The following is a 24,286-nucleotide window of genomic DNA, read 5'->3' as shown; positions in this document are numbered from 1 at the left end:
CAGGGTGGGGCGCTTGTCCGCCGGGATCTAGGCGATCTCCCACGCCAGCAGGTGCGCGTAGAAGGACAGCGCGTCAATGTCGGGGTCGGCCTCCAGCAGATCCGCCAGCCGCGTACACCCCGCCAGCGCGCGGACGGTCTGCCGTCGCTCACGCAGCGCCTGCACCAGTGAGCCGGTCACCTGCCCGATCGCAGAGCCGACGGTGCCGGGCAGCAGAAGCGCCTGGGCGACGTCGGACAGCGCGGACTGCATCTGCTGCGGCATGGACCGGCCGAACCGGGCCAGCGCGCCGCGGCGCAGGTACTCCTCCGGTTCCGGGTACTGCTCGCGCGAGCCCGCGGTGATCCACCTCTCCGGCGGGCCTCTGGGCTCAGCGCCTCCTCAGCCTCCAGGCAGCGGGCGATGACGGACGCCAGGAGGTCCAGGGTGACCGAGGTGAGGGAGGGGATGTCGGCTGGGGTGAACTCGCCGGCGCGTGCGTTGAGGTCGGACAGCCAGCGGGCGAGCACCCCGGCCATGCCATGGCGCCCACTGATCGGGACAGCGAGCAGGCGCTGCACCGTCTTCTCCGGCAGCGGCAGCAGCTTGTGAGGAAGCTGCACATTCAGTTGTGACCAGTTGTCCTGAAGAGCGTGGACGTGCGCGTCGAAGGGACGACTGCTGTCCAGCACCATGAGGTCGCCCACATGAAACGCCGTGTCACTCCTGGCCTGGGAAAAAGACCCCTCCCCACCGAGATGGTAATTGATCATGTACACCTCGGGGTCGGACTGCCGGATCACCTTCGCTGTCCGCGTGATCTCCAGATGCGGGTGGGACAGCGCGGACACCTGTAACTCCCCCAGGTCCAAGACACGCACCTTGGCACGGAAGTCCTCCCGTTCGTTGCTGCGCAGCCGAGTGCGTATGTGCGACCCTGCTGTGATTTCCTCGAACAGCGTGAACCGCTCCGGCACCGCCACGGCCTCCGTGCTGAACTCGGTTACCAGCATTCCCAGCCCCCTGTAGCCGATTCCCCTGCAGCTTCGAACGTGGCATGGGGAGGTACACGCAGCCCCGGACCCTGGCGGGGCTCCGCCACCGCACCCCGCTCCTCAAACGCCGGAGGGGCTGGATTTTGCCAGCCGGGGCTGGTGGTGATACGCGACCGGCCGGGGATGAGTGGCCGCAGGCGCCGGAGGGCTGGGGCGCGGGGCCACCCAGGCCGGAGACCGGTGGCGAGACCCAACCAGCCCGGGCCGGGTGGCCACAGGCACCGGACGGGCCGGAGCGCGGGGCACCCGGGGTGGAGGGGCTGGGGTTGCCGGGCGTCCCCCACTCCCCAGCCCGTCCGGCGCTTGAGGACCGGGGGACGGAGCAGAGCCCCGGATCGGGAAGGGGCGGGGTGGGGGAAACCGCCGGGGAGCGGTCCTCGGCCGCCAGAGGGATTGCCGTGCCTGCTCGGTGCGCTCAGGGGCCCGTACGTCTTGGCTACGTGGGCAGGGTGTAGGCGCGGGTTGCCGTGTTGCCGAAGACTGACGCGCGTTCGTCGGGGGTCAGGTGGGCGGTGGCCTGGGTCGCGAGGGTTACGACGGCTTCGTACGGGGCGGCCAGTTCGCATACGGGCCAGTCCGAGCCGAACAGGACCCGGTCCGGGCCGAAGGTGTCCAGGACGTGGCGGGCGTAGGGCAGGATCTGGTCCGGTTTCCAGGACTCCCAGTCGGCCTCGGTCACCAGGCCCGAGAGCTTGCAGTCGATGTTGGGGAGGGCGGCCAGGTCGGTCAGGAGGGTGGTCCAGGGGGTGCGGGCGCCGCTCGCGATGGGCGGCTTGGCCGCGTGGTCGAGGACGAAGCGCGCCTCCGGCAGCTCCCGCGCCGCGGTGATCGCGGCGGGGAGTTCGCGCGGGGTGACCAGCAGGTCGTAGACGAGGCCCGCGGCGGCCGTGGCGGTGAGGCCTCGGCGTACGTCGGGGCGGGCCAGCCAGTCCGGGTCCGGCTCGTCCTGCACCTGGTGGCGCAGGCCCACCAGCCGGTCCCCGCCGGGGCCCGCCGCCAGGGCGGCGAGGACGTCGGGCAGGCCGGGGTCGGTGAGGTCGGCCCAGCCGACGACGCCCGCGACGCGGTCGGAGGCGCCCGCCAGGGCGAGGAGTTCGCGGGTCTCGTCGTACGAGGAGCTGGACTGGACGATGATGGTGGCGTCGATGCCGTGCTCGTCGAGGTGGGGGATGAGGTCCGCCGGGGTGTACGTGCGGTTGATGGGGTCGGCCCAGGGGCCGTCCATCCACGGCTGCGGCCGGCGGGACAGGTCCCACAGGTGGTGGTGGGCGTCGATTCGGCGCGACACAGGCTCTCCTCAGACCGGCAGCGGGATGTCGTCGTCCAGCAGGCCGCGCCTGACCAGCGCGTGCCACAGCTCGTCGGGGATGTCGTAGCCGAACATCTCGGCGTTGTCCCGCACTTCGTCCGGCCCGGCGGCGCCGACGACCGCCGACGCGACGGCCGGGTGGCCGAAGGGGAAGCGGAGGGCGGCCGCCCGCAGCGGCACCCCGAACTCGGCGCAGACGGCGGCGAGCCGCCGGGCCCGCTCGGCGATCTCGGGGGGCGCCTCCGCGTAGTTGTAGCGCGCGCCGGGGCGGGGGTCGGCGAGCAGGCCGGAGTTGTAGACGCCGCCGACCACGACCGACGTGCCGCGCCGCTCGCACACCGGCAGCAGGTCGTCGTACGCGGTGCGCTCCAGCAGGGTCCAGCGCCCGGCGCACAGCACGACGTCGACGTCGAGGTCGGCGACGAAGCGGGCGAGGATGTCGCTGTAGTTCATGCCGAAGCCGATGGCCCGGACGAGCTTCTGGTCGCGCAGTTCGGCGAGCGCCGGGAAGGCCGTCTCGTACACCTCGCGGATGTGGTTCTCCGGGTCGTGGACGTAGACGATGTCGAGGGCGTCGACCCCGAGGCGTTCAAGGGAGGACTCCAGGGAGGCCCGGATGCCGTCCCGGGTGAAGTCCCACTCGCGGACGCGGTCGGGGGTGTCCGCGAAGCCGTCCGCCTGGACGGGTTCGCCGGGCGCCCGGTCCCGCAGCCGCCGCCCGACCTTGGTGGAGAGCGTGTACGAGGCGCGCTCGCGCCCCGCGAGGGCGCGCCCCAGCCGCTCCTCGGACAGCCCGACGCCATAGTGCGGCGCGGTGTCGAGGTAGGTGCAGCCGAGGTCCAGGGCGGCCTCGACGGTCGCCAGGGCGCGTTCCTCGGGCACGGCGGCGTACAGATTCGCCAGCGGGGCGCAGCCGAGCCCGAGGGGTGGTACGTGGACGCCCGAGCGCCCCAGTTCGCGCGGTCCGCGCGGTAGCTGCGCCATGACTTCTCGCCTCTGTTCCTGTTCTCGGTGAGCGTAGTGCCGCGGCTCAGTCCTGCTTCTCGCCGCTCGCGTAGCGGGAGATGATCAGCGCGACGATGATGATGGAGCCGTTGATGAACTGGTTCCACAGTGGCGGCACGCCGCCGAGGGTCATCACATTGACGACCAATTGCAGCGTAAGCACACCCGTGAGGGCTCCGAAGAGCGTGCCGCGGCCGCCCTTGAGGCTGATGCCGCCGATGACCGCGGCGGCGAACACCTGGAAGATCCAGCCGTTGCCCTGGGTCGCGGCGACCGAGCCGTAGTGGCCGGTGTAGAGGATTCCGGCGAAGGCCGCCAGCAGCCCGCCGACGGCGAGCACGATCCAGGTGACGCGGTCGACGCGGATACCGGCGGCGCGCGCCGCCTCCGGGTTGCCGCCGATCGCGTACAGGGAGCGGCCGTGCCGCAGATAGCCGAGCGCGAGGCCGCCGAGCGCGTACAGGCCCAGGCACAGCCATACGGCGGCGGGCGCGCCCAGCCAGTCGGCCTTGCCGAGGTAGCGGAACGACTCGGGGACGTTGACGATGGACTGGCCCTCGGCGATGCCGACCTGGAGCCCGCGCAGCATGGTGAGCATGCCCAGGGTCGCGATGAAGCCGTTGACGCGCAGCTTGAGCATCAGGAAGCCGTTGGCCGCCCCGATCAGCGCGCCGACCGCCAGGCACAGCGGGATCGCGGTCCATACGGGCAGCAGCCCGAGCCCTTCGAAGCGGGCGCCCTCGGACGGCAGGACCAGCCACAGGGCGATCACGGGCGCCACCGCGATGGTGGACTCCAGGGAGAGGTCCATCCGGCCGCTGATCAGGATCAGCGCCTCGCCCAGCACCAGCAGCCCCAGCTCGGTGGACTGCTGGACGACGCCGATCAGGTTGTCCTCGGTGAGGAAGGCGGGTGAGACGATGAAGCCGATCACGCCCAGGACGAAGATCACCGGGACCAGGGACAGATCGCGCCAGCGGGCGATGTCGATCCGCGGACGGCCCCGGGCCCCCGCCGGTCCGTCCGCCACCGCCTCGGCGGGCTGCTGCCGTGCGGTACCGATCATGTCTGTGATCCTCCTGTGCGGTCTTCGGTTCCCCCGGCCGTGCTCTCTGTCGTGCGGTCCGTGCCCGGTTCCGTGATGCCCTCCATCGCGGCGACCAGCTGACGGTCGCTCCAGCCGCTGCCGAACTCGGCGACGACCCGCCCGTGGAAGAACGCCAGGACCCGGTCGCAGACCCGCAGGTCGTCCAGCTCGTCGGAGACGATCAGCGCGCCGCTCCCGGCCGCCGCGACATCCCGTACGACGCCGAGCAGCGCGTCCTTGGACTTCACGTCCACCCCGGCGGTCGGCCGGATGGCGACCAGCACGCTCGGTTCGCGCGCCAGCGCCCGCGCGATGACGACCTTCTGCTGATTGCCGCCGGACAGGCCCGAGACGGGCTGCGACGGTCCCGAGGTCTTGATGTCGAGCGAGGTGATCATGCGCTGGGCGAACGCGCGGGTCCGGGACGGCAGCACCGTCCCGTACGGCCCGAGCTGGTCGGTGACGGTCAGCGTGGCGTTCTCGGCGACGCTGCGGCCCAGGACGAGCCCCTGGTCGTGGCGGTCCTCCGGGACGTAGCCGATGCCCGCGTCAATGGCGTGCGGCACGCTGCCGGGCCGTACCGGCCTGCCCCGTACGGAGACCCGGCCGCCGCCCGGTTGCCGCAGGCCCACCAGGGTCTCGCCGATCGCCGTGTTGCCGCTGGCGGTCGCCCCGGCCAGGCCCAGCACCTCGCCCGGCCGCACCACCAGGTCCAGCGGCGCGAACTCGTCCTCCAGGGTGAGCCCTTCGGTGCGCAATACCGGCTCGCTCCCGGGGTCGGCCTTGCGCACGGTGACGGGCGCGTGGACGGCGGCCCGGGCCTCGGCGGCGGCCTCGCCGTCGCCCGTCATCGCCGCGACCAGGTCCTCCTTGGGGAGGTCGGCGACCGGGGCGGTCAGCACATGGCGGGCGTCGCGGAAGACGGTGACGGTGTCGCAGAGGTCGTAGACCTCCTGCAGATGGTGCGAGATGAACAGGAAGGCGACGCCCTGGCGGCGCAGTTCGAGCAGCTTGGTGAAGAGCCGGTCGATGCCGCCCGCGTCGAGCTGTGCCGTGGGCTCGTCGAGGATGATCAGCCGGGCGCCGAAGGACAGCGCGCGGGCGATCTCCACGAACTGCCGCTGCTCGACGCCGAGGTCCTTCGCCCGGGTCTGGGGGTCCACGTCCACCCCGTACTCCCCCAGCAGCGCCCGCGCGTCCTCGCGCAGCGCGCGCCAGCGGATGCGCCCGGTGCCCTGGAAGCGGCCGAGGTAGAGGTTCTCGGCGACCGTCAGATGCGGGACCACCATCGACTTCTGGTAGACGCAGGCGACCCGGCGCTGCCAGGCCGCGGTGTCGCCGTAGCCGGGGGCGGGTTCGCCGGAGAAGGTCACCTCGCCCTCGTCGGGGCGTTCCATACCGGTGAGGACGGACACCAGCGTGGACTTGCCCGCCCCGTTGCGTCCGACGAGCGCGTGCGCCTCCCCGGGACGCACGGCCAGGTGGGCGTGGTCCAGGGCGACGGTCGGTCCGAAGCGTTTGACGATGCCCTCCGCCCGGACGACGGTGGGCTCTGCCTCTTCCTCTGCCATGGCTACTTCTTTTCGAGCTGGTTGGCCCACAGCTTCGGGTCGTCGACGTTCTTCTTGGTGACGAGCGGCGCCGGAAGCTGATCCTCCAGGCCGTTCTCGATCTTCACGATCTCCGAGCCGTGATCGGTCGGACCGGGCTTGAACGTCTTGTCCTCAAGCGCCGCCTTGGCGTAGTTCAGCGCCCACTTGGCGTAGAGGTCGGCGGGCTGGGAGAGGGTCGCGTCGATCTTTCCGGCGCGGATCGCGTCCAGCTCCTCCGGTATGCCGTCGTTGGAGATGATGGTGATGTGCCCGTCCGAGCCCGCGGGCTTGAGCAGCTTCTTCTGTTCCAGCAGTGCCAGGGTGGACTGCAGGAAGGCGCCACCGGCCTGCATGTAGATGCCGTCGAGCTTGCGGTGCTGGGCCAGCAGGCTCTGCAGCTTCGCGGAGGCGACGTCGCCCTTCCAGTCGGTGGGCAGCTCGTGCACCTTGATGCCGGGGTACTTCTTCTTCATGCACGAGGCGAACGCCTGCGAGCGGTCCCGGCCGTTGATGGAGCTGAGGTCGCCCTGGAGTTCGGCGACCCGGCCCTTGCCGCCCAGCTGGCGGCCGAGGTATTCGCACGCCTTGGTGCCGTACGCCCGGTTGTCGGCCCGCACCACCATGTAGATCTTCCCGGCGTCGGGGCGGGTGTCCACGCTGATGACGGGGATCTTCTTCTCCTCCAGCTGCTCCAGCGTGGAGGAGACGGCCCCGGTGTCCTGGGGGGCCATGACGATCGCCTTGGCGCCCTGGTCGGTGAAGGCCTGGACGTTGGAGACGAGCTTGGAGATGTCGTTCTGCGAGTTGGACAGGGGGAGCGCGGAGACCGTGCCCTTGTCGATGCCCTTCTCCAGGTACTGCTGGTAGGAGTTCCAGAAGTCGGTGTCGGTGCGCGGCATGTCGATACCGACCTTGCCGCCGCCGGCGCCGTTGCTCTCACGGTTGCAGCCGGCCAGCCCGGCGACGGCGAGCAGCACGGCGCAGGCCGCGGCTCCGGTGGTGCGGAGTCTCGTCATCGAGTCCCGTCCTAAGTCGAGTTGTGCGACGTGCGTGGTGCGGGCGTGCGGATACGAGGTGCGGCGGTGCGGGTGCGGGTGCGTGGTGCGGGTGCGGTGCGTGGTGCGGGCGTGCCGGTACGTCGTGCGGCGGTACGGTCGGTGCGCGGCGGGCGGTGCGTACGGCGTGGTGCTCGGGTGCCGGTGCGTACGGCGTGGTGCTCAGGTGGCGGGGCGCAGGCGCAGGCCCTGCATCCCGCCGTCGACGGCCAGCGAGGTGCCGGTGACGGCCGCGGCGGCGGGACTCGCCAGATACGCGACGGCCGCGGCGACCTCCTCGGCGGACACCAGCCGCCCGGTCGGCTGACGGGCCTCCAGGGCGGCGCGTTCGGCCGCCGGGTCGGCGGCCTGGCCGAGCAGCCGCCCGACCCACGGAGTGTCGACGGTGCCGGGGTTGACGCAGTTGACGCGGATGCCCTCGCGTACGTGGTCGGCGGCCATGGCGAGGGTCAGCGACAGCACCGCGCCCTTGCTGGCGCTGTACGCGGCGCGCTGCGGCAGTCCCGCGGTGGCGGCGATCGAGCAGGTGTGGGTGATGGAGACGGCGCCGGGCCGGTCGGCCGCCGCGGCGCGCAGATGCGGCAGCGCGGCCCGCGCGGTGCGCACCAGGCCCAGCACGTTGACGTCCAGCAGCCGCTGCCACTCCTCGTCGGAGTTGTCCTCGACGGTGCCGATCGCGCCGATGCCCGCATTGCCGACGACGGTGTGCAGGGCGCCGAATTCGGCCACCACCGCGTCCACCGCGGCCCGTACGCCCTCGTCGGAGGTGACGTCGGTCTTGACCGGCAGGGTCCCGGCCGGGGCGCCCGTCGGGTCCCGGTCGAGCACGGCGACCCGCGCACCGCGGTCGCGCAGCGTGGCGGCGATGGCGGCGCCGATGCCCGAGGCGCCGCCGGTGACGAGCGCGGCCAGCCCTTCGAAGTCGCCGGTGGGGCTCAAGAGGTCTCCTCCAGTCGTGCGTTGTGAGGTGCTGCGTGCTGTGGTGCGGCGTTGTGCGGTGCGGCGTTGCGGGCCTGCCATTCGGGCCCGTCCGGGTAGCGGTAGGCGGCGATCGACTCGGGCAGCATCCGGGCGGAGAAGCCGGGGGCGAGCGGTGTGCGGTACCGGCCCGCCTCGACCACCGCCGGGTCGGCGAAGTGTTCGTGGAGGTGGTCGACGTACTCGATGACCCGGTCGTCCCAGCTGCCCGAAACGGCCACGAAGTCGAACATGGCCAGATGCTGCACCAGTTCGCACAGGCCCACGCCGCCCGCGTGCGGGCACACCGGCACTCCGTACTTGGCGGCGAGCAGCAGGATCGCCAGGTTCTCGTTGACCCCGGCGACGCGCGCGGCGTCGATCTGCACGAAGTCGACGGCTTCGGCCTGAAGGAGCTGTTTGAAGATGACGCGGTTGGCGACATGCTCACCGGTGGCGACCTTGACCGGCTGTCCGGCGCGGATGGCGGCGTGACCGAGGACGTCGTCCGGGCTGGTCGGCTCCTCGATCCAGTGCGGGTCGTACGGCGCCAGGGCGCGCATCCAACGCAGCGCCTCCGCGACGTCCCAGCGCTGGTTGGCGTCGACGGCTATCCGGATGTCCGGGCCGACCGCCTCGCGGGCCAGCCGCATCCTTCTGAGGTCCTCGTCGAGGTCGCCGCCCACCTTGAGCTTGATCTGGCTAAAGCCGTCGGCGACCGCCTCCTGGGCCAGCTTGATCATTTTGTCGTCGGAGTAGCCGAGCCAGCCCGCCGAGGTGGTGTAGGCGGGGTAGCCGCGCTCGCGCAGCCGCGCGGCGCGCTCGGCGCGGCCGGGCTCGGCGGCGCGCAGGATCCGCAGCGCTTCGTCGCGGGTGAGGGCGTCGCTGAGGTAGCGGTAGTCGACGAGGTCGGCCAGTTCCTCGGGCGACATGTCGGCCAGGAACTGCCACAGCGGCTTGCCCGCGTGCCGGGCGGCGAGGTCCCAGGCGGCGTTGACCACCGCACCGGCCGCCATATGCATGACGCCCTTCTCGGGGCCGAGCCAGCGCAGCTGCGAGTCGTGGGTGAGGTCGCGGTAGAGGTCGGCCAGCCCGGCCGCGGTGAGCGGGGCGGGGCGGCCGACGACCTGCGGGCGCAGGGAGCGGATGGCGGCGGCGGTCACGTCGTTGCCGCGGCCGATGGTGAAGACGAAGCCGTGTCCTTCGGCTCCGGAGGTGTCGTCGGCGTCCGTACGGAGCACCACATACGCAGCGGAGTAGTCGGGGTCCGGATTCATCGCGTCCGAGCCGTCGAGCTGCTCCGAGGTGGGAAACCGGATGTCATGGACCTCGAACTCAGTGACGGTCGGGCGCAAACTCAATGGGGGCTCCCTGAACGACGCGCGATAGAACATCGGACCTTTAGCGGTGATCCGATGTATAGCGCTGACTTGGGGGGCTCGTCCAGAGGTGTGCCGCAACTTTCGGGAAACAGGTCGGATGAATCACTGTGGGTTGCTGTACGGGGGCTGCGGCGGGGGCCCCTTGAAGCCGTAGGCTTGGGGCGCACGTAAACGAACTGCAACCGGAGGCGGTACGAAGCCGTCCGCCCCGGTCGGAAGGAGGCGCTGGGTGATCGAGCTTGAGGGGGTTCCCGAGCTGATCGACCCGGTCATGATCTGTGCCTTCGAGGGCTGGAACGACGCCGGAGATGCCGCCTCCACCGCGGTCGGGCACCTGGACCGGGAGTGGAAGGGCGATGTCTTCGCCGCTCTCGACGCCGAGGACTACTACGACTTCCAGGTGAACCGGCCCACCGTCGCTCTGGACAACGGGGTCCGAAAGATCACCTGGCCGACCACCCGGCTCTCCGTGGTCCGCGCGGAGGGCGGCGAGAAGACCCGCGACCTGGTGCTGGTGCGCGGGATCGAGCCGAGTATGCGGTGGCGGTCGTTCTGCAACGAGATCCTCGGCTACGCCCATGAATTGGGCGTCGAGATGGTTGTCGTCCTCGGGGCGCTGCTCGGCGACACCCCGCACACCCGGCCGGTGCCGGTCAGCGGTGTCACCTCCGACCCGGACCTGGCCCGCAGCCTCGACCTGGAGGAGACCCGCTACGAGGGGCCGACCGGCATCGTCGGCATCCTCCAGGAGGCCTGCACCCACGCCGGGGTCCCCGCGGTGAGCCTGTGGGCGGCCGTCCCGCACTACGTCTCCCAGCCGCCGAACCCGAAGGCGACCCTGGCCCTGCTGAACCGCCTGGAAGACCTGATCGGCGTCCGCATCCCGCTCGGCGAACTGACCGAGGACGCGCGGGCGTGGCAGCTCGGCGTGGACCAACTGGCCTCGGAGGACAGCGAGGTCGCCGAGTACGTCCAGTCGCTGGAGGAGGCCCGGGACACGGCGGAGCTGCCGGAGGCGTCGGGCGAGGCGATCGCGCGCGAGTTCGAGCGCTATCTGCGGCGGCGCGATGGGTCGCCGGGGGCGCCGGGGGGTCATGCGACGGAGACGGGCACTGGCGGGGTGGCCGACGGCCCCTACCTACGCGACCCCGGAAGTTCCCACCCCCGCCCCCGAAAGCCGTCCGCGAAGGACGACGAGGGCGGCGAGGCCCCTGGCGGGAGCGGCGAGTCCGGCGCGGGCGCCGAGGACGCGGAGAGCACCGACGCGGAGGACCGCCCGGACGACCAGGGCTGAGCCTCCTGGGCCGCGCCCGCCGGGCGGACCGACCCTGCGGTCCGCCCGGCGGGTGCGCGCGGTCGGACCGGTCCGCAGCCCCCTGGGCTCTCGCCGCCGACCGCGGCCCGGTGGCCAGGTTGTGCCCACCCGTTCCTCCCCCAGCTACCGCTGGGAGGTGCCCCCTCCGCGGAACGATTGCCCACAACGGGTCCAACCTGCGGCCCTGGCCCGGCGGGGGCGCCCGCGAAGGGGGCAGCCCCCGCGCGGAGGCTGAGGGCGCGGCCCCGGCAGGGGCTGGGGAACCGGGGGGCCGGGGGCGGAGCCCCCGGTTTCGGGAAGGGGCGGGGCTGGGGAAAGCCCTCCGGCACCACGCCCAGCGGCGCCCCTCAGCCATGTCGCCCCGGCCCCCGGGTAGCGGGGACCGGGGCGACAGCCTCGGGTTCGAGGTGGGCGGGCGTCCCTACAGGGCTACGCCCAGGAGGGCGTCCACCGCGCGTGACACCAGGCCCGGCGCGCCCTCGTCCTCGCCGCCGGTCGACGACTGCGCGGCCGCCCAGCGGTCGACGGCCGCGAGGGCCGTCGGGGAGTCGAGGTCGTTCGCCAGGGCCTCGCGCATCTCCTCCACCAGCGCGTCCGCCGACGGGCCGTCCGGCCGCGAGACGGCGGCACGCCAGCGGGCGACGCGGGCCTCGGCGTCCCGCAGGACGCCGTCCGTCCACTCCCAGTCGGAGCGGTAGTGGTGGGCCAGCAGGGCGAGCCGGATGGCCGCCGGGTCGACGCCGTCACGCCGCAGCGCGGAGACGAAGACCAGGTTGCCCTTGGACTTGGACATCTTCTCGCCGTTCAGCCCGACCATCCCGGCGTGCACGTACGACTGCGCGAACGGCCGCTCGCCGGTGAGGACCTGGGCGTGCGAGGCGCCCATCTCGTGGTGCGGGAAGGCGAGATCGGAGCCGCCGCCCTGGACGTCGAAGCCCATGCCGAGGTGGTCGAGAGCGATGGCGACGCACTCGATGTGCCAGCCGGGGCGGCCGGGGCCGAGCGAGCCGCCGTCCCAACTGGGCTCGCCCTCACGGGCGGTCACCCACAACATCGGGTCCAGCGGGTTCTTCTTGCCCGGGCGCTCCGGGTCGCCGCCGCGCTCGGCGGACAGCAGCCGCATGGCCTCGGCGTCGAGGCGGCTGACGGAGCCGAAGGCGGGGTCCGACTCCACGGAGAAGTAGATGTCGCCCTCGACCTCGTACGCCGCGCCCGCGTCCCGCAGCCGCTCCACGAGCGGCACGATCCCCGGTATGGACTCGACGGCACCGATGTAGTGGCGCGGGGGCAGCATCCGCAGGGCCGTCATGTCCTCGCGGAAGAGGGCGGTCTCGCGCTCGGCGAGGGCCGTCCAGTCGTCGCCGTTCGCCACGGCCCGCTCCAGCAGCGGATCGTCGATGTCGGTGACGTTCTGGACGTAATGGACCTGGCGCTTGGTGTCGAGCCACACGCGCTGAACGAGGTCGAACGCGTTGTAGGTCGCCGCATGACCCATATGGGTCGCGTCGTACGGCGTGATGCCGCAGACGTAGATGCGGGCGACGGGGCCGGGGGTGAGGGTGATCGGTCCCCCGGTCGCGGTGTCGTGGATCCTGAGGTCGCGGCCACTGCCAGGCAGGGCGGGAACCTCGGAAGCGGGCCAGGCATACATGCAATGAGCGTAACCGGATGCCGGTTCCGGATACGAACCGGACCGGCCCTACTGACCGTTTGTTGGCCGGATAGGCGGTCTTGCGTTGTCGCCCGTGAGCTGCTTGGCCACCCTTCCGCAGCGGTCAGCTCAGACCGGCGGCCACGGAATGGCGGGCCACTGACCGCTGGGTGCGGGGTGCACACCGGACCGCAGCAGCGCCGCCACCCGGGCCCGCAGCGCCTCGATCTCGGCGCCGGTGATCAGCTTCGCCAGCCGGGCGCGGAGCGGCCCGTCGTCGGCGAGCTGGTCCGACAGCCCGCGCAGCACGGCCAGCGCGTCGTCCGGCAGGGCCTCCCCGGCCCATCCCCACAGCAGGGTGCGCAGCTTGTCCTCGGCATTGAAGGTCACACCGTGATCAATCGCATAGAGCCGACCGCCCGCGGCGGGCAGCAGATGGCCGCCCTTGCGGTCGCCGTTGTTGATCACCGCGTCGAGTACGGCCAGCCGCCGCAGCCGTACGTCATCGGCGTGCACCAGCAGCGCGGTGCGGCCCTCGCCCACCTCCGCGAAGCCGACCGCCTTCCAGCCGGGCCCGGGCTCGTCCCCCTCGACGAGCGCGAGCAGCTCGGGCTCGCCGGAGCCGTCCCCATCCCGGGATTCACCGGCATCGCCGGAGCCGTCGTCCGCGACCTCTACCCACAGCTGGCACATGCCCTGCCCGTACGGCCCGTCGCGCAGCACGGTGGGCGGGACCAGACCCCACCCGGTCGCCTCGGAGATCTCGTACGCCGCGACCTCGCGCTGGGCGAGCGTGCCGTCCGGGAAGTCCCACAGCGGCCGCTCCCCGGCGACCGGCTTGTAGACACAGGGGGCGCTGTGGCCCTCGTACTCGACCGTGCAGTACAGCACCGCGTTGGACGCCTCCCGGACCCGGCCGCGCACCGTCAGCTCGCCCAGGGCCAGCAGCTCGGACGGCTCCGGGGGCGTCAGGCTTCGCGGCGGTATCCGTTCTGGCGCGGACATACGTGTCCTTCCGGGTCGAGCGGCAGGCTGCACAGCGGGCAGGGCGGCCGGCCGGCGTTGACGACGTCCAGCGCCCGCTTGGCGAAGGCGCGGGCCTGGGTGCCGGTGAGCCGCACCCGCAGCATGGGCGGCCCGTTCACGTCGTCCTGCAGGAGCCGTTCCTCGGCCTCGGCGAGGTCCTCCTCGGACTCCGCCTCCAGCTCGACGAGCGCCTGCGCCTCGACGATCATGCGCTGTTCCTCGCCGTCCCAGGCGAGGGCCATGGTGCCGACGCGGAATTCCTCTTCCACGGGGGCGTCGAGGGGCGCGGTGTCGGAGAGATCGGAGGGGGCGACGGCCGGTACCGGGGCGTTGCCCCCGGTGCGCCGCACCACCTCGTCGAGCAGCTCGTCTATCCGCTCGGCCAGCGCCGCGACCTGGGTCTTCTCCAGTGCCACGCTGGTGGTCCGGCCACCCGCGGACGCCTGCAGGAAGAAGGTACGGCGGCCAGGCAGCCCGACCGTACCGGCGATAAATCGGTCCGGCGGGTCATAGAGGAACACCTGACGGGACAACGTCCTGCTCCATTTACGTCGACTGGTCGGCTGGTTGACTACTGCGGCGGGTGGTTCCGGCGGGGCTGCCGGGGGTCACGACCGCCCGGTCGCGGCTGTGGCGGCGCGGCCGCGCCGCGGCACCACCCTACTGCGCTCGGAGATCATGGTGCCCCCGCGTCGCCGCCCACCGCCGCGTCCCCGCCGCGGTCGGCCGGGGCGTCCTCCCGGGGCGCGAGCCCCGCGAAGTCGCCCGTGTCCCCCAGCCGTACGACGAAGGGCCGGGCGGGGGTGTAGCGGATCGCGGTGACCGAGCAGGGCTCGACCGAGATGCGCTGGAAGAGGTCGAGGTGGAGACCGAGCGCGTCCGCGACGATCGCCTTGATGATGTCGCCGTGCGAGCACATGAGATAGATCGCGTCGGCGCCGTGCTCCGCCTCGATCCGGGCGTTCCAGTCGCGCACCGCGTCGACCGCGCGTGCCTGCATGGCGCGCATGGACTCGCCCCCGGGGAACGCGGCGGCGGACGGATGCTGCTGGACGATGTTCATCAGTGGTTCATCGCCCAGCTCGGCGAGTTTGCGGCCCGACCAGTCGCCGTAGTGGCACTCCCCGATCCGCTCCTCGGTGTGCGTCGGCAGTTCGGGGCGGGCGGCGAGCAGCGGCGCGAGGGTCTCCTGGCAGCGCTGGAGCGGGCTGGTGACGGCGGCGGCGAGCGGCAGCCGGGCGAGCCGCCCGGGCAGTTCCGCGGCCTGCGCGGCGCCGCGCTCGTCGAGGGCGACACCGGGCGTCCAGCCCGCGAGGACGCCTGCCGTGTTCGCGGTGGACCGGCCGTGCCGGACGAGGATCAGCGTGGGCATGCCTGCCACCCTACGACCCCTCCGGGCCCGATCAGGGTGGGTGTGCGCCCGTCTTCGGCCGTCTTGTGACGTCCCCCGGTGCGCTTTCTTACCCGGGCGAGGCAGAATGCCCCGCGTGATCGTGGATTGTGCCATCTACCAGGACGGGTGCCGCACCGAGGGCCCCGCCGACTTCTCCGACGCCCTCGACCAGGCGCGCGCGGCCGGGGACTCGTTCCTCTGGATCGGGCTGCACGAGCCGACGGAGAAGGAGTTCGGGCTGGTCACCAGCGAATTCGGGCTGCACCCGCTGGCCGTTGAGGACGCGCTGACCGCGCACCAGCGGCCGAAGCTGGAGATCTATGACGACTCGCTGTTCCTCGTGCTCAAGCCGGTCCAGTACGAGGAGAAGGCCGGGACCGTCACCGCCGGTGAGCTGATGGTGTTCGTCGGTGACTCCTTCGTGGTGACCGTACGGCACGGCGAGGCCAACCCCTTGAGCGCGGTACGGGAGCGGCTGGAGCACACCCCCGAGGTGCTGGCGCACGGGCCGACGGCGGTGATGTACGCGGTCGCCGACGCGGTCGTGGACCACTACCTGGATGTCGCGGACGGGCTCCACGAGGATCTGGACAGCCTGGAGACGGAGGTCTTCGCGCCGGACGGCAACGGTGGCCACAACACGGCGGGCCGGATCTACGCCTTCAAGCGCGAGGTGCTCGAATTCCGGCGCGCTACGGGCCCGTTGGCGGAGCCGATGACCCGGCTCGCGGGCGCCGGGGTGCCGTTCGTACACGAGGGGTCGCGGCCGTTCTTCCGGGACGTCCATGACCATCTGACCCGGGTGAACGAGCATGTGGAGGGCCTGGACCGGCTGCTGTCGGACATCCTCTCGGCCCATCTGGCGCAGATGGGGGTGCGGCAGAACGACGACATGCGGAAGATCTCGGCGTGGGCGGCGATGGCGGCGGTGCCGACGCTGATCGCCGGTATCTACGGCATGAACTTCGAGCACATGTGGGAGCTGCGGCAGCCGTGGGGCTATCCGGCCGTGGTGGGGCTGATGGCCGGAGTGATCGGGCTGCTGTACCGGATGTTCAAGCGCCGCGGCTGGCTCTGAACGTCCCGCACGCTTGGGCCGAGCCGGAGGCGGGGCTCAGGCGAACTCGGGCTCCTCCGGGGTGGCCGTCTCCGTACCGCCGCCGCCCAGCGCGTCCCGCCGCTCGGGCATCCGCAGCGTCACCATGCGGCGCCAGCCGCCCAGCCGCTCGTACCCGTACCCGGCCTTGACGCCCGCCCTCAGCACCGCGGACTTCCGCTGCGACCAGCCGAGGATGCGCCCCATGTGCCGCATCACGGCGAGGCTGACGCAGCGGTGGACCTCCATCTCGACGAGCGCGCACTCGCGCAGCGCCCGCTGGATGGTCCGGCCGTATCCGGCGGCGGCCAGCCGCAGCAACTCCTCGTGGCAGTAGGCGAGGTGGTTCTCCTCGTCCTTGGAGATCATCGTGACGGCCCGGCCGACCTCCGGATGGTCGCCGAAGCAGCCGCACAACATGGCCATCTGCGCGGCGGCGCGCTGCTCGGTGACCCGGCTGTGGGCGAGGTAGATCACGATGTCGTGCTCGGTGAGCGGTTCGTCGCGGCGCAGCTTCTCGTGGGCGAGGCCGACGCCGCGGGCCTCCAGCAGCATGGTGTAGTCCGCCTCGCGCGGCACCTCGACCGGCTCCAGGCCGCGCTTGCGGAGCAGGGCGTTGAAGATCCGGCCGTGCTTGTCCTCGTCCGCGCCATGGCGGGTGATCTTGGAGGCGAGGGCGCGCTGGGTGTCGGGCACGAGCGCGGCGATCCGGCCGTTCTCCCAGCCGCCCTGCGCCTCGCCGCTGGCGGCGATGGAGCAGAACAGCCGGAACGACTCGTCGTTGCCCAGGATCTCCTGGAAGACGCTTTTCGCCGAGAGCACGATGGCCACCTCCGTAAATTGAGTCAAATGCCGGGTATCGGAAGTGGCAACAGGTGGGACGCCCGGCTCATCCGTACGAGGGAATCACGAGCGATTACGGAGGGTCCCGCCGGGCGCGTAACCCCGGGGCAGCGGAGGCGTTGTGCTCGGTGACGGCCGTGGCGGGGAAGACCCCCGAGCCCCCACCACGGCCGCGGAACCTCCCCGTACGCATCGGCTCCGCGAGTGGGCTACGCGAGCCCGGCGCGCTCCAGCGCCTCGACACCGGCCCGCAGCCCGGCCACCCGCTCCTCCAGCGTGAAGCCCGCCGGGGTGAGCGACAGGGTGGTGACACCGGCCTCCGCGTACGCCTTCATACGGTCGGCGACGCGCTCGACCGGGCCGAGCAGCGTGGTGGAGTCGATCAGCTCGTGCGGGATGGCGGCGGCGGCGCCCTGCTTGTCCCCGGCCAGGTACTTCTCCTGGATCTCGGCGGCCTCCTTCTCGTAGCCCATGCGCTGCGCGAGCTTGTTGTAGAAGTTCTGCTTGGCGCTGCCCATGCCGCCCACGTAGAGCGCGGTGTACGGGCGGAACTGGTCGGCCAGGGCGTGGACGTCCTCGCCGATCGCGAGCGGGACGGTGGGCACCAGGTCGAAGCCGTCGAGGGTCTTGCCCGCCTTCTCCCGGCCGGCGCGCAGCGAGCCGACAGTGGTCGCCTCGGCGTGCTCGGGGGCGAAGAAGATGACCAGCGCGCCGTCGGCGATCTCGCCGGTCTGCTCCAGGTTCTTGGGGCCGATGGCCGCGATGTAGAGCGGGATGTACTCGCGCACCGGGTGCACGGTGAGCTTGAGCGGCTTGCCGGGGCCGCCGGGCAGCGGCAGCGTCCAGTTGGCGCCCTCGTGGGTCAGCCGCTCGCGGGACATCGCCTTACGGATGATCTCCACGTACTCGCGGGTGCGGGCCAGCGGCTTGTCGAACCGCACGCCGTACCAGCCCTCCGAGACCTGCGGCCCAGAGACGCCGAGGCCGAGGCGGAACCGGCCGCCGGAGAGGGAGTCGAGGGTGGCGGCCGTCATCGCCGTCATCGCGGGCGTACGGGCCGGGATCTGGAAGATGGCGGAGCCGACGTCGATGCGCTCGGTCTGCGCGGCGACCCACGAGAGCACGGTGGCGGCATCCGATCCGTACGCCTCCGCGGCCCAGCAGACCGAGTAGCCGAGACGGTCGGCCTCGCGGGCGACCGCGAGGTTGTCCGCGTCCATCCCGGCACCCCAGTAGCCGAGGTTGATTCCGAGCCGCATACCCATGCCACACCTCTTACTGATCAGTAACGTCGCTGTTCCGGGGACTCTAGCGCGCGGAACCCCGGTACGTCAGGGGTGGGTCCGGGGTAGGCCCGGGGTGGCTCGTGGGTGATCCACCGGGGGCTGATGGTGGGTTATCCACAGGCTGACACGGTCCGCTTTCCGGCCAGTAATCTCGATGTTCATGGAGCGACGTACATGGAGCTAAGGCACCTGGGCCGCACCGGCCTGCGCGTATCCCGGCTCGGGCTCGGCACGCTCACCTGGGGGCGGGACACCGGAGAACACGAGGCGGCGGACCAGCTCAAGGCGTTCTGGGAGGCGGGCGGGACGCTGATCGACACCGCCGATGTGTACGCGGACGGGGAGGCGGAGTACCTGCTGGGGCGGCTGATGGAGGGGCTGGTGCCGCGCCGCGATCTGCAGATCGCCACCAAGGCGGGCAGCGTCCCCGACCCGGACCGCCGCTTCGACGGCTCGCGCGGCCACCTTCTGGCGGCGCTCGACGCCTCGCTTGAGCGGCTGGGCACGGACCATGTCGACCTGTGGCAGGTGCACGCCTTCGACCCCGTCACCCCGCTGGAGGAGACCCTGCAGGCGCTGGACATAGCCGTCAGCAGCGGGCGGGCGCGGTATGTCGGCGTGTCCAACTTCTGCGGCTGGCAGCTCGCCAAGGCCGCCACCTGGCAGCTGGCCTCCTCCGGGGCCCACACCCGGCTCGCCAGCACCCAGATGGAGTATTCGCTGCTCCAGCGCGGCATCGAGCGCGAGGTGCTTCCGGCCGCCCTGGACCTGGGCATCGGCCTGCTGCCGTCCTCGCCGCTGGGGCGTGGCGTACTGACCGGAAAGTACCGCCACATGACGCCCGCCGACTCCCGTGGCGCCTCCGAACTCGCCGCCTTCGTCGCCCCGTACCTCGACGAGGAGGCGAGCCGGATCGTCGACGCCGTCGCCATCGCGGCGGACGGCCTGGCGACCAGCGCGCTGCACGTCGCGCTCGCCTGGGTGCGCGACCGCCCGGGTGTGACCGCGCCCATCGTGGGCGCGCGCAACGCCCAGCAGTTGCGCGCGGCGCTGTCGGTGGAGGCCCTTAGTCTTCCGGACGAGATCTGCCAGGCGCTCGACGATGTGTCGGCGCCCGTGCACCGCTATCCCGATCAGGACTGGAGCACGCTGTGACAACCGACCACCTCGCCGGCGACCCCCCGCCCGAGGAGGCCACCGGGGCGAGCGCGGACGCCGCGCCCGCCGCCGCGCCGGAGCCGGATGGGGCCGGGGCCCCGGCCCCCGCTGAGGCGTCAGCCCCCGGGCTGGGCGACGGGCCCGAGGCACAGCCCGGCGAGAGCACCACGGCAGACTCCCAACAACCCGCCGCCGGTGCCGCCGCCCCCGAGCAGCCGAGCCCCGAGAGCCCCGCGCCCGGGGCGGCCGGGGCCGGATCGCCGGACGCGGCGACGTCAACAACTCCCCCGGCAGACCCCGAGCAGGCAGCCCCCGGAACCGGTGCACCGGCCTCGGGCGGCGCTGCCGCCGGGGTGGAGCCGTCTGGGGGCGCCGCCGCGCAGGACACTTCGGGGGCCGACGCATCCGGCGGGAGCCCTGGGGCGGCGGGCGCTGGCTCGGGGGGTGGGCGGTCGGCGGCGGCTGAGGCTTTGGCTGCCGCCGTGCGGGCCGTGGAGAGCGGGGAGCGATCGGCGGCCTCGTTCTTCAACGAGCCCCGACCGGCCCCCGCCCGGCCGCAGCCTGCCGCCGCTCCCCCGCGCGAACCGGCCCGTGCCGCCGCTCCCGTCCCGCCACCGGCGCGGCCTGCGGCAGCGGGGGTGGCCGGAGTCCGGGAGGTGCTGGCGGCGGGCGGAGCGCCCGAGACGCTGGCCGTGTCGGTCGCCGAGACCCTCGGCGAGCGCGCCGCCGAGGCGCTGCGCGAGGATCCCTGGCAGCTGCTGGCCGTCCCCGGGGTGCGCCCCGACCAGGCCGATGGGTTCGCCCGCGCCCTGCTGGGCCCGGACTGCGAGCCGGGCGACGAGCGCCGTTCACAGGCGCTCACCGGCTGGCTGCTGGAGCGCGCCGCCCTCGAAGGGCACACCGCGCTGGAGTCCTCCGCGCTGCGCGCCGCCCTCGCCAAGGTGTCCGTACCGGACCCGGACGAGGCGCTGCGGGCGGCCATCGCAGGCGGCGGCGTGCTGGTCTTCCAGGACGCCCTGGAGTCGTTCCCGGGCGCCCAGCCGCCCGCACCCGCCGCGTCCGCCACGTCCGACGACGAGGAGGACGCCGAGCAGCCGGTCCGGGTGCTGCTCGGCCTCGACCGGTACGCCCTCGCGGAGGAGAGCCTGGCGGACGGGTTCGCGCGGCTGATCAGCACCTTCGCCGATGTGCACAAGCCCGCGCCGGACTGGGGCGCGGCCGCCACCGCCGCGCCGTCCCCGTCCGCCGCGGAGCTGATCCGTACCGCCGCGGCGCACGGCCTGGTCGCGCACAGCGGCGGCGAGGCGGCCCGCGCCGAACCGGCGGCGCTGGTCGCCGCCGCACGGTCGATGGGGCTGCGGGTCTGCGCCGCCGCGCACAGCGAGGACGGCAGGCGGCGGCTGGCCACGGAGGTCGGCGCCGACGCGGCCGTGACCGTCGCCGGGCTGCTCTCCGGCGGCGAGGGCCCGGGGCGCGACGAGGAGGGCACGCTGGCGCTCGACCTGCTCGCCGTGCTGGACGCGCCCCAGCTGGACGTGGAGACGGCGGCGATGCTCGTCGAGTCCCTGCCGGACGGCGCCCGGCTCGTGCTGAGCGGGGACCCGGGCGTGCTGTGGTCGGCCGGGCCCGGCCGGGTGTTCGCGGATCTGCTGGCAGCCCGCCGCTGCCCGCAGGTGGTCTCCCGTACGCCCGACCCGGGGCCGATCGGCGAGCTGGTCTCGGGCATCGGCATCGGTGAGCTGAACCAGGTGGAGGCGCCGGGCAAGGAGGTCGTGATCGTCCCCGCGCGCGACGCGGGCGAGGCGGTGCACCGCACGGTGCAGCTGGTCGCGGACTCGGTTCCGCGCGCGATCGGCGTGCCGTCGGAGCAGACGCAGGTGATCACGCCGGGCCATGGTGGCGCGGCCGGTACGCGGACGCTCAACGCCGCGCTGAAGGAGCGGCTGAACCCCGGCCCCGGCCGGTTCGCCGGTTTCGACCCCGGCGACCGCGTCGCCTACACCCCGGCACCGGGCCGCGCTCTCCCGGGCACCGTGGTCTCGGCGGACGCGGAGGGGCTGCGGCTGGACTGCGCGGGTGCGCCGGTCGTGGTGCCGCGTGAGCAGGTCGGCGACCTGGTACGGCACGGCTGGGCCCTCACCGCCCATCAGGCCGCCGGTATGCGCTGGCCCGCAGCGGTCGTGGTGCTGCCGGGGGATGCGGCGGCCGGGCTGACCCGGGCCTGGGTCTACACCGCCTTCAGCCGGGGCGAGCGGCATCTGTCCGTGGTGCACGGCGTGGAGGCGGCGCTGCCGCGGGCGGTCGCGGAGATCCCGTTCAAGGACCGCACCACGCGCCTGCGGTCCCTGCTCCAGGGCCAGATCCCGCCCACGACGGGGTGACGGGGGGAGCGTGCGTCGCACAAGGCGAAGGGCGTCCCAGCGGGGGATCTCCCGGACGGAGATCGGGGGCGCGGGCCTCCTCTGGCGAGCCGGGTACGCCTCACCGCGGCAGCGGGGGGAACATGCGACCGCAAGGTGGCGGGCCGCCCTCGCGGGGCACCTCCCGTGCGGAGTCCGGGGCAGGCGTACTTGGGCGCGCCGGGCGGCCTCCCAGCGGCAGCCGGGGGAGCGTGCGATCACATGGCGGACGCTCGGGCGGGCCCGGCAACGCGGCGAGAGGGGCGCCTCCCAGCGAGAGCTGGGAAGGCGTGCCATCTCATGGCGGACGGACGCCTTCGCGAGGCGTATCCCAGCGGCAGCCGGGGAAGCGTGCGATCACATGCGGAAGGGGCGTCCTCGCGGAGCACCGGGGCGGGCCTTCACGGGCGGGGCGGGTGCGGCCCCAGTCGTAGCCGGGGCGGCGGGCCGGGCTTCGTGGGTACGGCCTCCGGCCGCGGGGGCGCGGCCGGAGGGACCGGGGTGCGGCCGGGTCAGGTCCCCGGGCCCAGCACCTCAAGGTCGTCCTCGTCCTCGTCGTCCAGCTCCTCGTCGAAGACCGAGCTGACGTCGAAGCGGCACACGATCTGCTCCGGATCGGCCTGGTCGAACGGGGCGGACAGCCACTCGCCCGGTTCGGCGGGCTCCTCGACGGCCGCGACCCAGAGGGTCGAGTCGCCCTCCTCCAGGCCGAACTCCTTGTGCCGGGAGGCGATCTCGTCCGGCTCGAACTCGCCGAACACCACGCCGAGCGCGGCATGGACGCTTTCCCCGGCACTGGCACCGGAACCAGCCGCCCCACCGCCCAGGCGGCCGTTGCCGGTGTCGAGGTCCGGATCAAGGTCGACGATGCGCTGGGCCTGCGACAGCAGCCGCTGCGGTTCGACCACCGCGTAGTCCCGGCGGATCAGCACACTGAGCGCGCTGGGTTCATCCGGACCCGCATAGGCGGGCAGGCTGTCGTCGCCCGGGATCTCGAAGGGCGTCACTTCGTCGTAGGTGTCGTAGAGCAGCTCGTCGTACACCTCGGCTGCCGCCGCCAGTTCGTTGAATGCGGCGTAGACGGCCGGGTCGCCTTCCCCCGACCGGCGCTCGACGGCGTCGAGGTGACGGTCCAGTGCGGCTTTCACCGCTTCAGCGGCGGCGCGTACCTCGGCAGCGGATGGCTGCGCAGCATCAGACATAGTGCAGACGCTATCCGTACCAGGGCAGTTCCCGCACAATAGATGCGATGCCGGAATACGAATTCTGCGACGTGTACGTGCCACGCGGGGTGTCCCGCAACGCCGCTACCCGCCTGCTCACGGACCATGCCGAATACGGACACTGGGAGTTGGATCGACTAAGACTCAACCCCGACGGCAGCCGAAGAGTGCGGCTGCGGCGTCGAATCATCCGCCAGCTCCGCGCCACCTGGTGACGCGCTGCGGGCCCCGCATCAGGCGGGGCCCGCAGTGATCGACCGGATCGGACCGGCTCAGACCGGACCATCAGACCAGGTCAGGCGCCCGGGGGCCGGGTGCGGGTCAGCGCCGCGCGGTGCGCGCCCGGCGGTAGAGCACCGTACCGGCGAGCAGCATGCCCGCGGCCGCCGGAATGGCCAGTTCCATCGGTCCGGCACCGGTGTGAGCGAGCTGCTCGCTGCCCGTGAGGTGGGACCCGCCGAGGTTCGCGGCCGGGTCGGCGCCGTGGGATCCGTTCTGGTTCTGCCCGTTCCCGTTGCCGCCGCCGTCGCCGTTGTCACCGTTGTCGCCGGGGGTGTCATCTCCCGGGTTGTTCGGCTGACCGGGGGTGCCGGGGTTGCCAGGGTTACCGGGCTGACCCGGGTTCCCGGGGTTGCCCGGAGTGCCAGGCTCACCCGGGTTACCGGGGTTGCCAGGGTTTCCGGGGTTACCAGGGTTCCCCGGGTTGCCAGGGTTACCGGGGTTTCCCGGATTCCCAGGGTTCCCGGGATTCCCCGGGTTGTTCGGCACGGCCTCGACCACGCCGCAGCCGCCCGAGCTGCTGTTCCCCGCCGCGATCACCCCGATGCCGTTCCCGCACACGTTGACCGGAACGTGCACCGGGGCCTGGATGTTGTTGCCGGAGGCGATCCCCGGCGAGGACTCGGTGCCGCCCTCGGCGGAGGAGCCACCCGCCTGGGAGCTGGAGGTGCCGGACGTGCTGGACGAACTGCCCGAGCCGCCCGAGCCGGAGCCCGCCTGCGACGCCCCGCCGCCGCACTGCGCGTCGTTGAGGAACCCGAGGACGTTCACCGTGTTTCCGCACAGGGTCACCGGCACATGCACCGGAGCCTGGATGTTGTTGCCCGACACCACCCCGGGTGAGTACCCGGCGCTGCCGTTCGCCCCCGAATCGGCTTGTGCGTAGCCCGCGGTCACGGCCAGAACGCCACTCGCCGCCGCTACGGTGATCAGGCCCTTTTTCGCAACCTGTCGCATAACTCTTCGTCTCCCCTGCCGGTGGCCCGGCCGGAACGCGTGCGGGCGGTGTTCGCCCGAACCCCCATGCCCGGACGGCCCCGGAGCGCGTGGCACGCACTCCGGGCCGCCGGGATCACGTTCCGGTGGACCGTGACTCAACGTCACGTGATCGATGCGGTAGTCGCCGAAGGCCGGGGTTCATCGTCCCGCCCCCTTTTCGGCTTCGCGGCCCGGTCACGAGCCGCACACCCCATGTA

The 24,286-nt window shown here is 72.6% G+C and carries 22 protein-coding genes; 5 read left to right on the top strand and 17 right to left on the bottom strand.

Features of this window, described 5'->3' with window-relative positions:
* Positions 1-27: 27 nt before the first annotated feature.
* The 9 genes from ACFV9T_RS28695 to ACFV9T_RS28655 form a co-directional block, all read right to left on the bottom strand.
* Complete coding sequence (locus tag ACFV9T_RS28695; RefSeq protein ID WP_385445282.1) at positions 28-180, bottom strand: hypothetical protein; 153 nt, start codon at positions 178-180, stop codon at positions 28-30.
* Complete coding sequence (locus ACFV9T_RS28690) at positions 177-992, bottom strand: hypothetical protein (RefSeq protein ID WP_385445280.1); 816 nt, start codon at positions 990-992, stop codon at positions 177-179. The genes ACFV9T_RS28695 and ACFV9T_RS28690 overlap by 4 nt, the downstream gene beginning before the upstream one ends.
* Positions 993-1,470: 478 nt before the next feature.
* Positions 1,471-2,322 carry an amidohydrolase family protein gene (locus ACFV9T_RS28685; protein ID WP_385445279.1) on the bottom strand — a complete coding sequence of 284 codons (852 nt, stop codon included), beginning with the start codon at positions 2,320-2,322 and terminating at the stop codon, positions 1,471-1,473.
* 9 nt (positions 2,323-2,331) lie between these two features.
* Positions 2,332-3,327, bottom strand: coding sequence for an aldo/keto reductase (locus ACFV9T_RS28680; protein ID WP_385445277.1), 996 nt, complete (start codon positions 3,325-3,327; stop codon positions 2,332-2,334).
* Between the two features lie 46 nt (positions 3,328-3,373).
* Positions 3,374-4,414, bottom strand: coding sequence for an ABC transporter permease (locus ACFV9T_RS28675; RefSeq protein ID WP_385445275.1), 1,041 nt, complete (start codon positions 4,412-4,414; stop codon positions 3,374-3,376).
* Complete coding sequence (locus tag ACFV9T_RS28670; protein ID WP_385445273.1) at positions 4,411-6,006, bottom strand: sugar ABC transporter ATP-binding protein; 1,596 nt, start codon at positions 6,004-6,006, stop codon at positions 4,411-4,413. Before ACFV9T_RS28670 ends, ACFV9T_RS28675 begins: the two co-directional genes overlap by 4 nt.
* 2 nt (positions 6,007-6,008) lie before the next feature.
* Positions 6,009-7,043: a sugar ABC transporter substrate-binding protein gene (locus ACFV9T_RS28665; protein ID WP_385445272.1), complete on the bottom strand. Its 1,035-nt coding sequence runs from the start codon at positions 7,041-7,043 to the stop codon at positions 6,009-6,011.
* 201 nt (positions 7,044-7,244) lie between these two features.
* Positions 7,245-8,021 carry an SDR family NAD(P)-dependent oxidoreductase gene (locus tag ACFV9T_RS28660; protein ID WP_385445270.1) on the bottom strand — a complete coding sequence of 259 codons (777 nt, stop codon included), beginning with the start codon at positions 8,019-8,021 and terminating at the stop codon, positions 7,245-7,247.
* On the bottom strand, positions 8,018-9,394 hold the full coding sequence (locus ACFV9T_RS28655) for an enolase C-terminal domain-like protein (protein ID WP_385445344.1): 1,377 nt from the start codon (positions 9,392-9,394) through the stop codon (positions 8,018-8,020). The genes ACFV9T_RS28660 and ACFV9T_RS28655 overlap by 4 nt, the downstream gene beginning before the upstream one ends.
* A gap of 256 nt (positions 9,395-9,650) precedes the next feature.
* Here ACFV9T_RS28655 and ACFV9T_RS28650 point away from each other — a divergent pair, with 256 nt between their 5' ends.
* Positions 9,651-10,715, top strand: coding sequence for a PAC2 family protein (locus ACFV9T_RS28650; protein ID WP_385445268.1), 1,065 nt, complete (start codon positions 9,651-9,653; stop codon positions 10,713-10,715).
* A gap of 442 nt (positions 10,716-11,157) precedes the next feature.
* Here ACFV9T_RS28650 and mshC read toward each other — a convergent pair whose 3' ends face one another.
* The 4 genes from mshC to ACFV9T_RS28630 all read right to left on the bottom strand — a co-directional run bounded on the left by mshC (position 11,158) and on the right by ACFV9T_RS28630 (position 14,785).
* A complete protein-coding gene (gene mshC, locus ACFV9T_RS28645; RefSeq protein WP_385445266.1) occupies positions 11,158-12,387 on the bottom strand; it encodes a cysteine--1-D-myo-inosityl 2-amino-2-deoxy-alpha-D-glucopyranoside ligase in 1,230 nt (409 codons plus the stop codon).
* A gap of 129 nt (positions 12,388-12,516) precedes the next feature.
* Complete coding sequence (locus ACFV9T_RS28640) at positions 12,517-13,392, bottom strand: SCO1664 family protein (protein ID WP_385445264.1); 876 nt, start codon at positions 13,390-13,392, stop codon at positions 12,517-12,519.
* The gene (locus ACFV9T_RS28635) at positions 13,356-13,946 is read right to left on the bottom strand and encodes a DUF3090 domain-containing protein (protein ID WP_385445262.1); all 591 of its coding nucleotides are present in this window, start codon (positions 13,944-13,946) and stop codon (positions 13,356-13,358) included. Before ACFV9T_RS28635 ends, ACFV9T_RS28640 begins: the two co-directional genes overlap by 37 nt.
* 143 nt (positions 13,947-14,089) lie before the next feature.
* Positions 14,090-14,785 (bottom strand): histidine phosphatase family protein, encoded by a 696-nt coding sequence (locus ACFV9T_RS28630; RefSeq protein ID WP_385445260.1) that lies wholly within the window; start codon positions 14,783-14,785, stop codon positions 14,090-14,092.
* A 106-nt stretch (positions 14,786-14,891) separates the two neighbouring features.
* On the opposite strand from ACFV9T_RS28630, the gene ACFV9T_RS28625 reads away from it, so the two are divergent.
* Positions 14,892-15,884, top strand: coding sequence for a magnesium and cobalt transport protein CorA (locus ACFV9T_RS28625; RefSeq protein ID WP_385445258.1), 993 nt, complete (start codon positions 14,892-14,894; stop codon positions 15,882-15,884).
* Positions 15,885-15,920: 36 nt separating this feature from the next.
* Here the strand turns inward: ACFV9T_RS28625 and ACFV9T_RS28620 are convergent, their stop codons facing one another.
* Positions 15,921-16,724, bottom strand: a complete 804-nt coding sequence (locus ACFV9T_RS28620; protein WP_385445256.1) for a ferritin-like domain-containing protein — start codon at positions 16,722-16,724, stop codon at positions 15,921-15,923.
* Between the two features lie 230 nt (positions 16,725-16,954).
* The gene (locus ACFV9T_RS28615) at positions 16,955-18,004 is read right to left on the bottom strand and encodes an LLM class F420-dependent oxidoreductase (RefSeq protein WP_385445254.1); all 1,050 of its coding nucleotides are present in this window, start codon (positions 18,002-18,004) and stop codon (positions 16,955-16,957) included.
* Positions 18,005-18,205: 201 nt separating this feature from the next.
* On the opposite strand from ACFV9T_RS28615, the gene ACFV9T_RS28610 reads away from it, so the two are divergent.
* Both ACFV9T_RS28610 and ACFV9T_RS28605 read left to right on the top strand, forming a co-directional pair.
* The gene (locus ACFV9T_RS28610) at positions 18,206-19,186 is read left to right on the top strand and encodes an aldo/keto reductase (RefSeq protein WP_385445252.1); all 981 of its coding nucleotides are present in this window, start codon (positions 18,206-18,208) and stop codon (positions 19,184-19,186) included.
* A complete protein-coding gene (locus tag ACFV9T_RS28605; RefSeq protein ID WP_385445251.1) occupies positions 19,183-21,570 on the top strand; it encodes a helix-hairpin-helix domain-containing protein in 2,388 nt (795 codons plus the stop codon). The genes ACFV9T_RS28610 and ACFV9T_RS28605 overlap by 4 nt, the downstream gene beginning before the upstream one ends.
* 530 nt (positions 21,571-22,100) lie before the next feature.
* Here the strand turns inward: ACFV9T_RS28605 and ACFV9T_RS28600 are convergent.
* Positions 22,101-22,790 carry a hypothetical protein gene (locus tag ACFV9T_RS28600; RefSeq protein WP_385445249.1) on the bottom strand — a complete coding sequence of 230 codons (690 nt, stop codon included), beginning with the start codon at positions 22,788-22,790 and terminating at the stop codon, positions 22,101-22,103.
* A gap of 47 nt (positions 22,791-22,837) precedes the next feature.
* On the opposite strand from ACFV9T_RS28600, the gene ACFV9T_RS28595 reads away from it, so the two are divergent.
* On the top strand, positions 22,838-23,026 hold the full coding sequence (locus tag ACFV9T_RS28595) for a DUF5703 family protein (RefSeq protein ID WP_079038522.1): 189 nt from the start codon (positions 22,838-22,840) through the stop codon (positions 23,024-23,026).
* Positions 23,027-23,132: 106 nt separating this feature from the next.
* On the opposite strand, the gene ACFV9T_RS28590 is transcribed toward ACFV9T_RS28595, so the two are convergent.
* Positions 23,133-24,047 carry a chaplin gene (locus ACFV9T_RS28590; protein ID WP_385445247.1) on the bottom strand — a complete coding sequence of 305 codons (915 nt, stop codon included), beginning with the start codon at positions 24,045-24,047 and terminating at the stop codon, positions 23,133-23,135.
* Positions 24,048-24,286: the final 239 nt, after the last annotated feature.

This window comes from Streptomyces sp. NPDC059850 (genome assembly GCF_042731515.1).
GTDB lineage: Bacteria > Actinomycetota > Actinomycetes > Streptomycetales > Streptomycetaceae > Streptomyces.
The sequence above is the reverse complement of the archived record's forward strand: the minus strand, read 5'-3'. Positions and strand labels throughout refer to the sequence as shown.

What these genes read in the sequence shown, in the direction of transcription:
- ACFV9T_RS28690 (WP_385445280.1), bottom strand. Translation starts at nt 992, where the DNA reads ATGCTGGTAACCGAGTTCAGCACGGAGGCCGTGGCGGTGCCGGAGCGG.
- ACFV9T_RS28680 (WP_385445277.1), bottom strand. Translation starts at nt 3,327, where the DNA reads ATGGCGCAGCTACCGCGCGGACCGCGCGAACTGGGGCGCTCGGGCGTC.
- ACFV9T_RS28675 (WP_385445275.1), bottom strand. Translation starts at nt 4,414, where the DNA reads ATGATCGGTACCGCACGGCAGCAGCCCGCCGAGGCGGTGGCGGACGGA.
- ACFV9T_RS28670 (WP_385445273.1), bottom strand. Translation starts at nt 6,006, where the DNA reads ATGGCAGAGGAAGAGGCAGAGCCCACCGTCGTCCGGGCGGAGGGCATC.
- ACFV9T_RS28665 (WP_385445272.1), bottom strand. Translation starts at nt 7,043, where the DNA reads ATGACGAGACTCCGCACCACCGGAGCCGCGGCCTGCGCCGTGCTGCTC.
- mshC (WP_385445266.1), bottom strand. Translation starts at nt 12,387, where the DNA reads ATGTATGCCTGGCCCGCTTCCGAGGTTCCCGCCCTGCCTGGCAGTGGC.
- ACFV9T_RS28640 (WP_385445264.1), bottom strand. Translation starts at nt 13,392, where the DNA reads ATGTCCGCGCCAGAACGGATACCGCCGCGAAGCCTGACGCCCCCGGAG.
- ACFV9T_RS28630 (WP_385445260.1), bottom strand. Translation starts at nt 14,785, where the DNA reads ATGCCCACGCTGATCCTCGTCCGGCACGGCCGGTCCACCGCGAACACG.
- ACFV9T_RS28625 (WP_385445258.1), top strand. Translation starts at nt 14,892, where the DNA reads ATGCCCCGCGTGATCGTGGATTGTGCCATCTACCAGGACGGGTGCCGC.
- ACFV9T_RS28615 (WP_385445254.1), bottom strand. Translation starts at nt 18,004, where the DNA reads ATGCGGCTCGGAATCAACCTCGGCTACTGGGGTGCCGGGATGGACGCG.
- ACFV9T_RS28610 (WP_385445252.1), top strand. Translation starts at nt 18,206, where the DNA reads ATGGAGCTAAGGCACCTGGGCCGCACCGGCCTGCGCGTATCCCGGCTC.
- ACFV9T_RS28600 (WP_385445249.1), bottom strand. Translation starts at nt 22,790, where the DNA reads ATGTCTGATGCTGCGCAGCCATCCGCTGCCGAGGTACGCGCCGCCGCT.
- ACFV9T_RS28595 (WP_079038522.1), top strand. Translation starts at nt 22,838, where the DNA reads ATGCCGGAATACGAATTCTGCGACGTGTACGTGCCACGCGGGGTGTCC.
- ACFV9T_RS28590 (WP_385445247.1), bottom strand. Translation starts at nt 24,047, where the DNA reads ATGCGACAGGTTGCGAAAAAGGGCCTGATCACCGTAGCGGCGGCGAGT.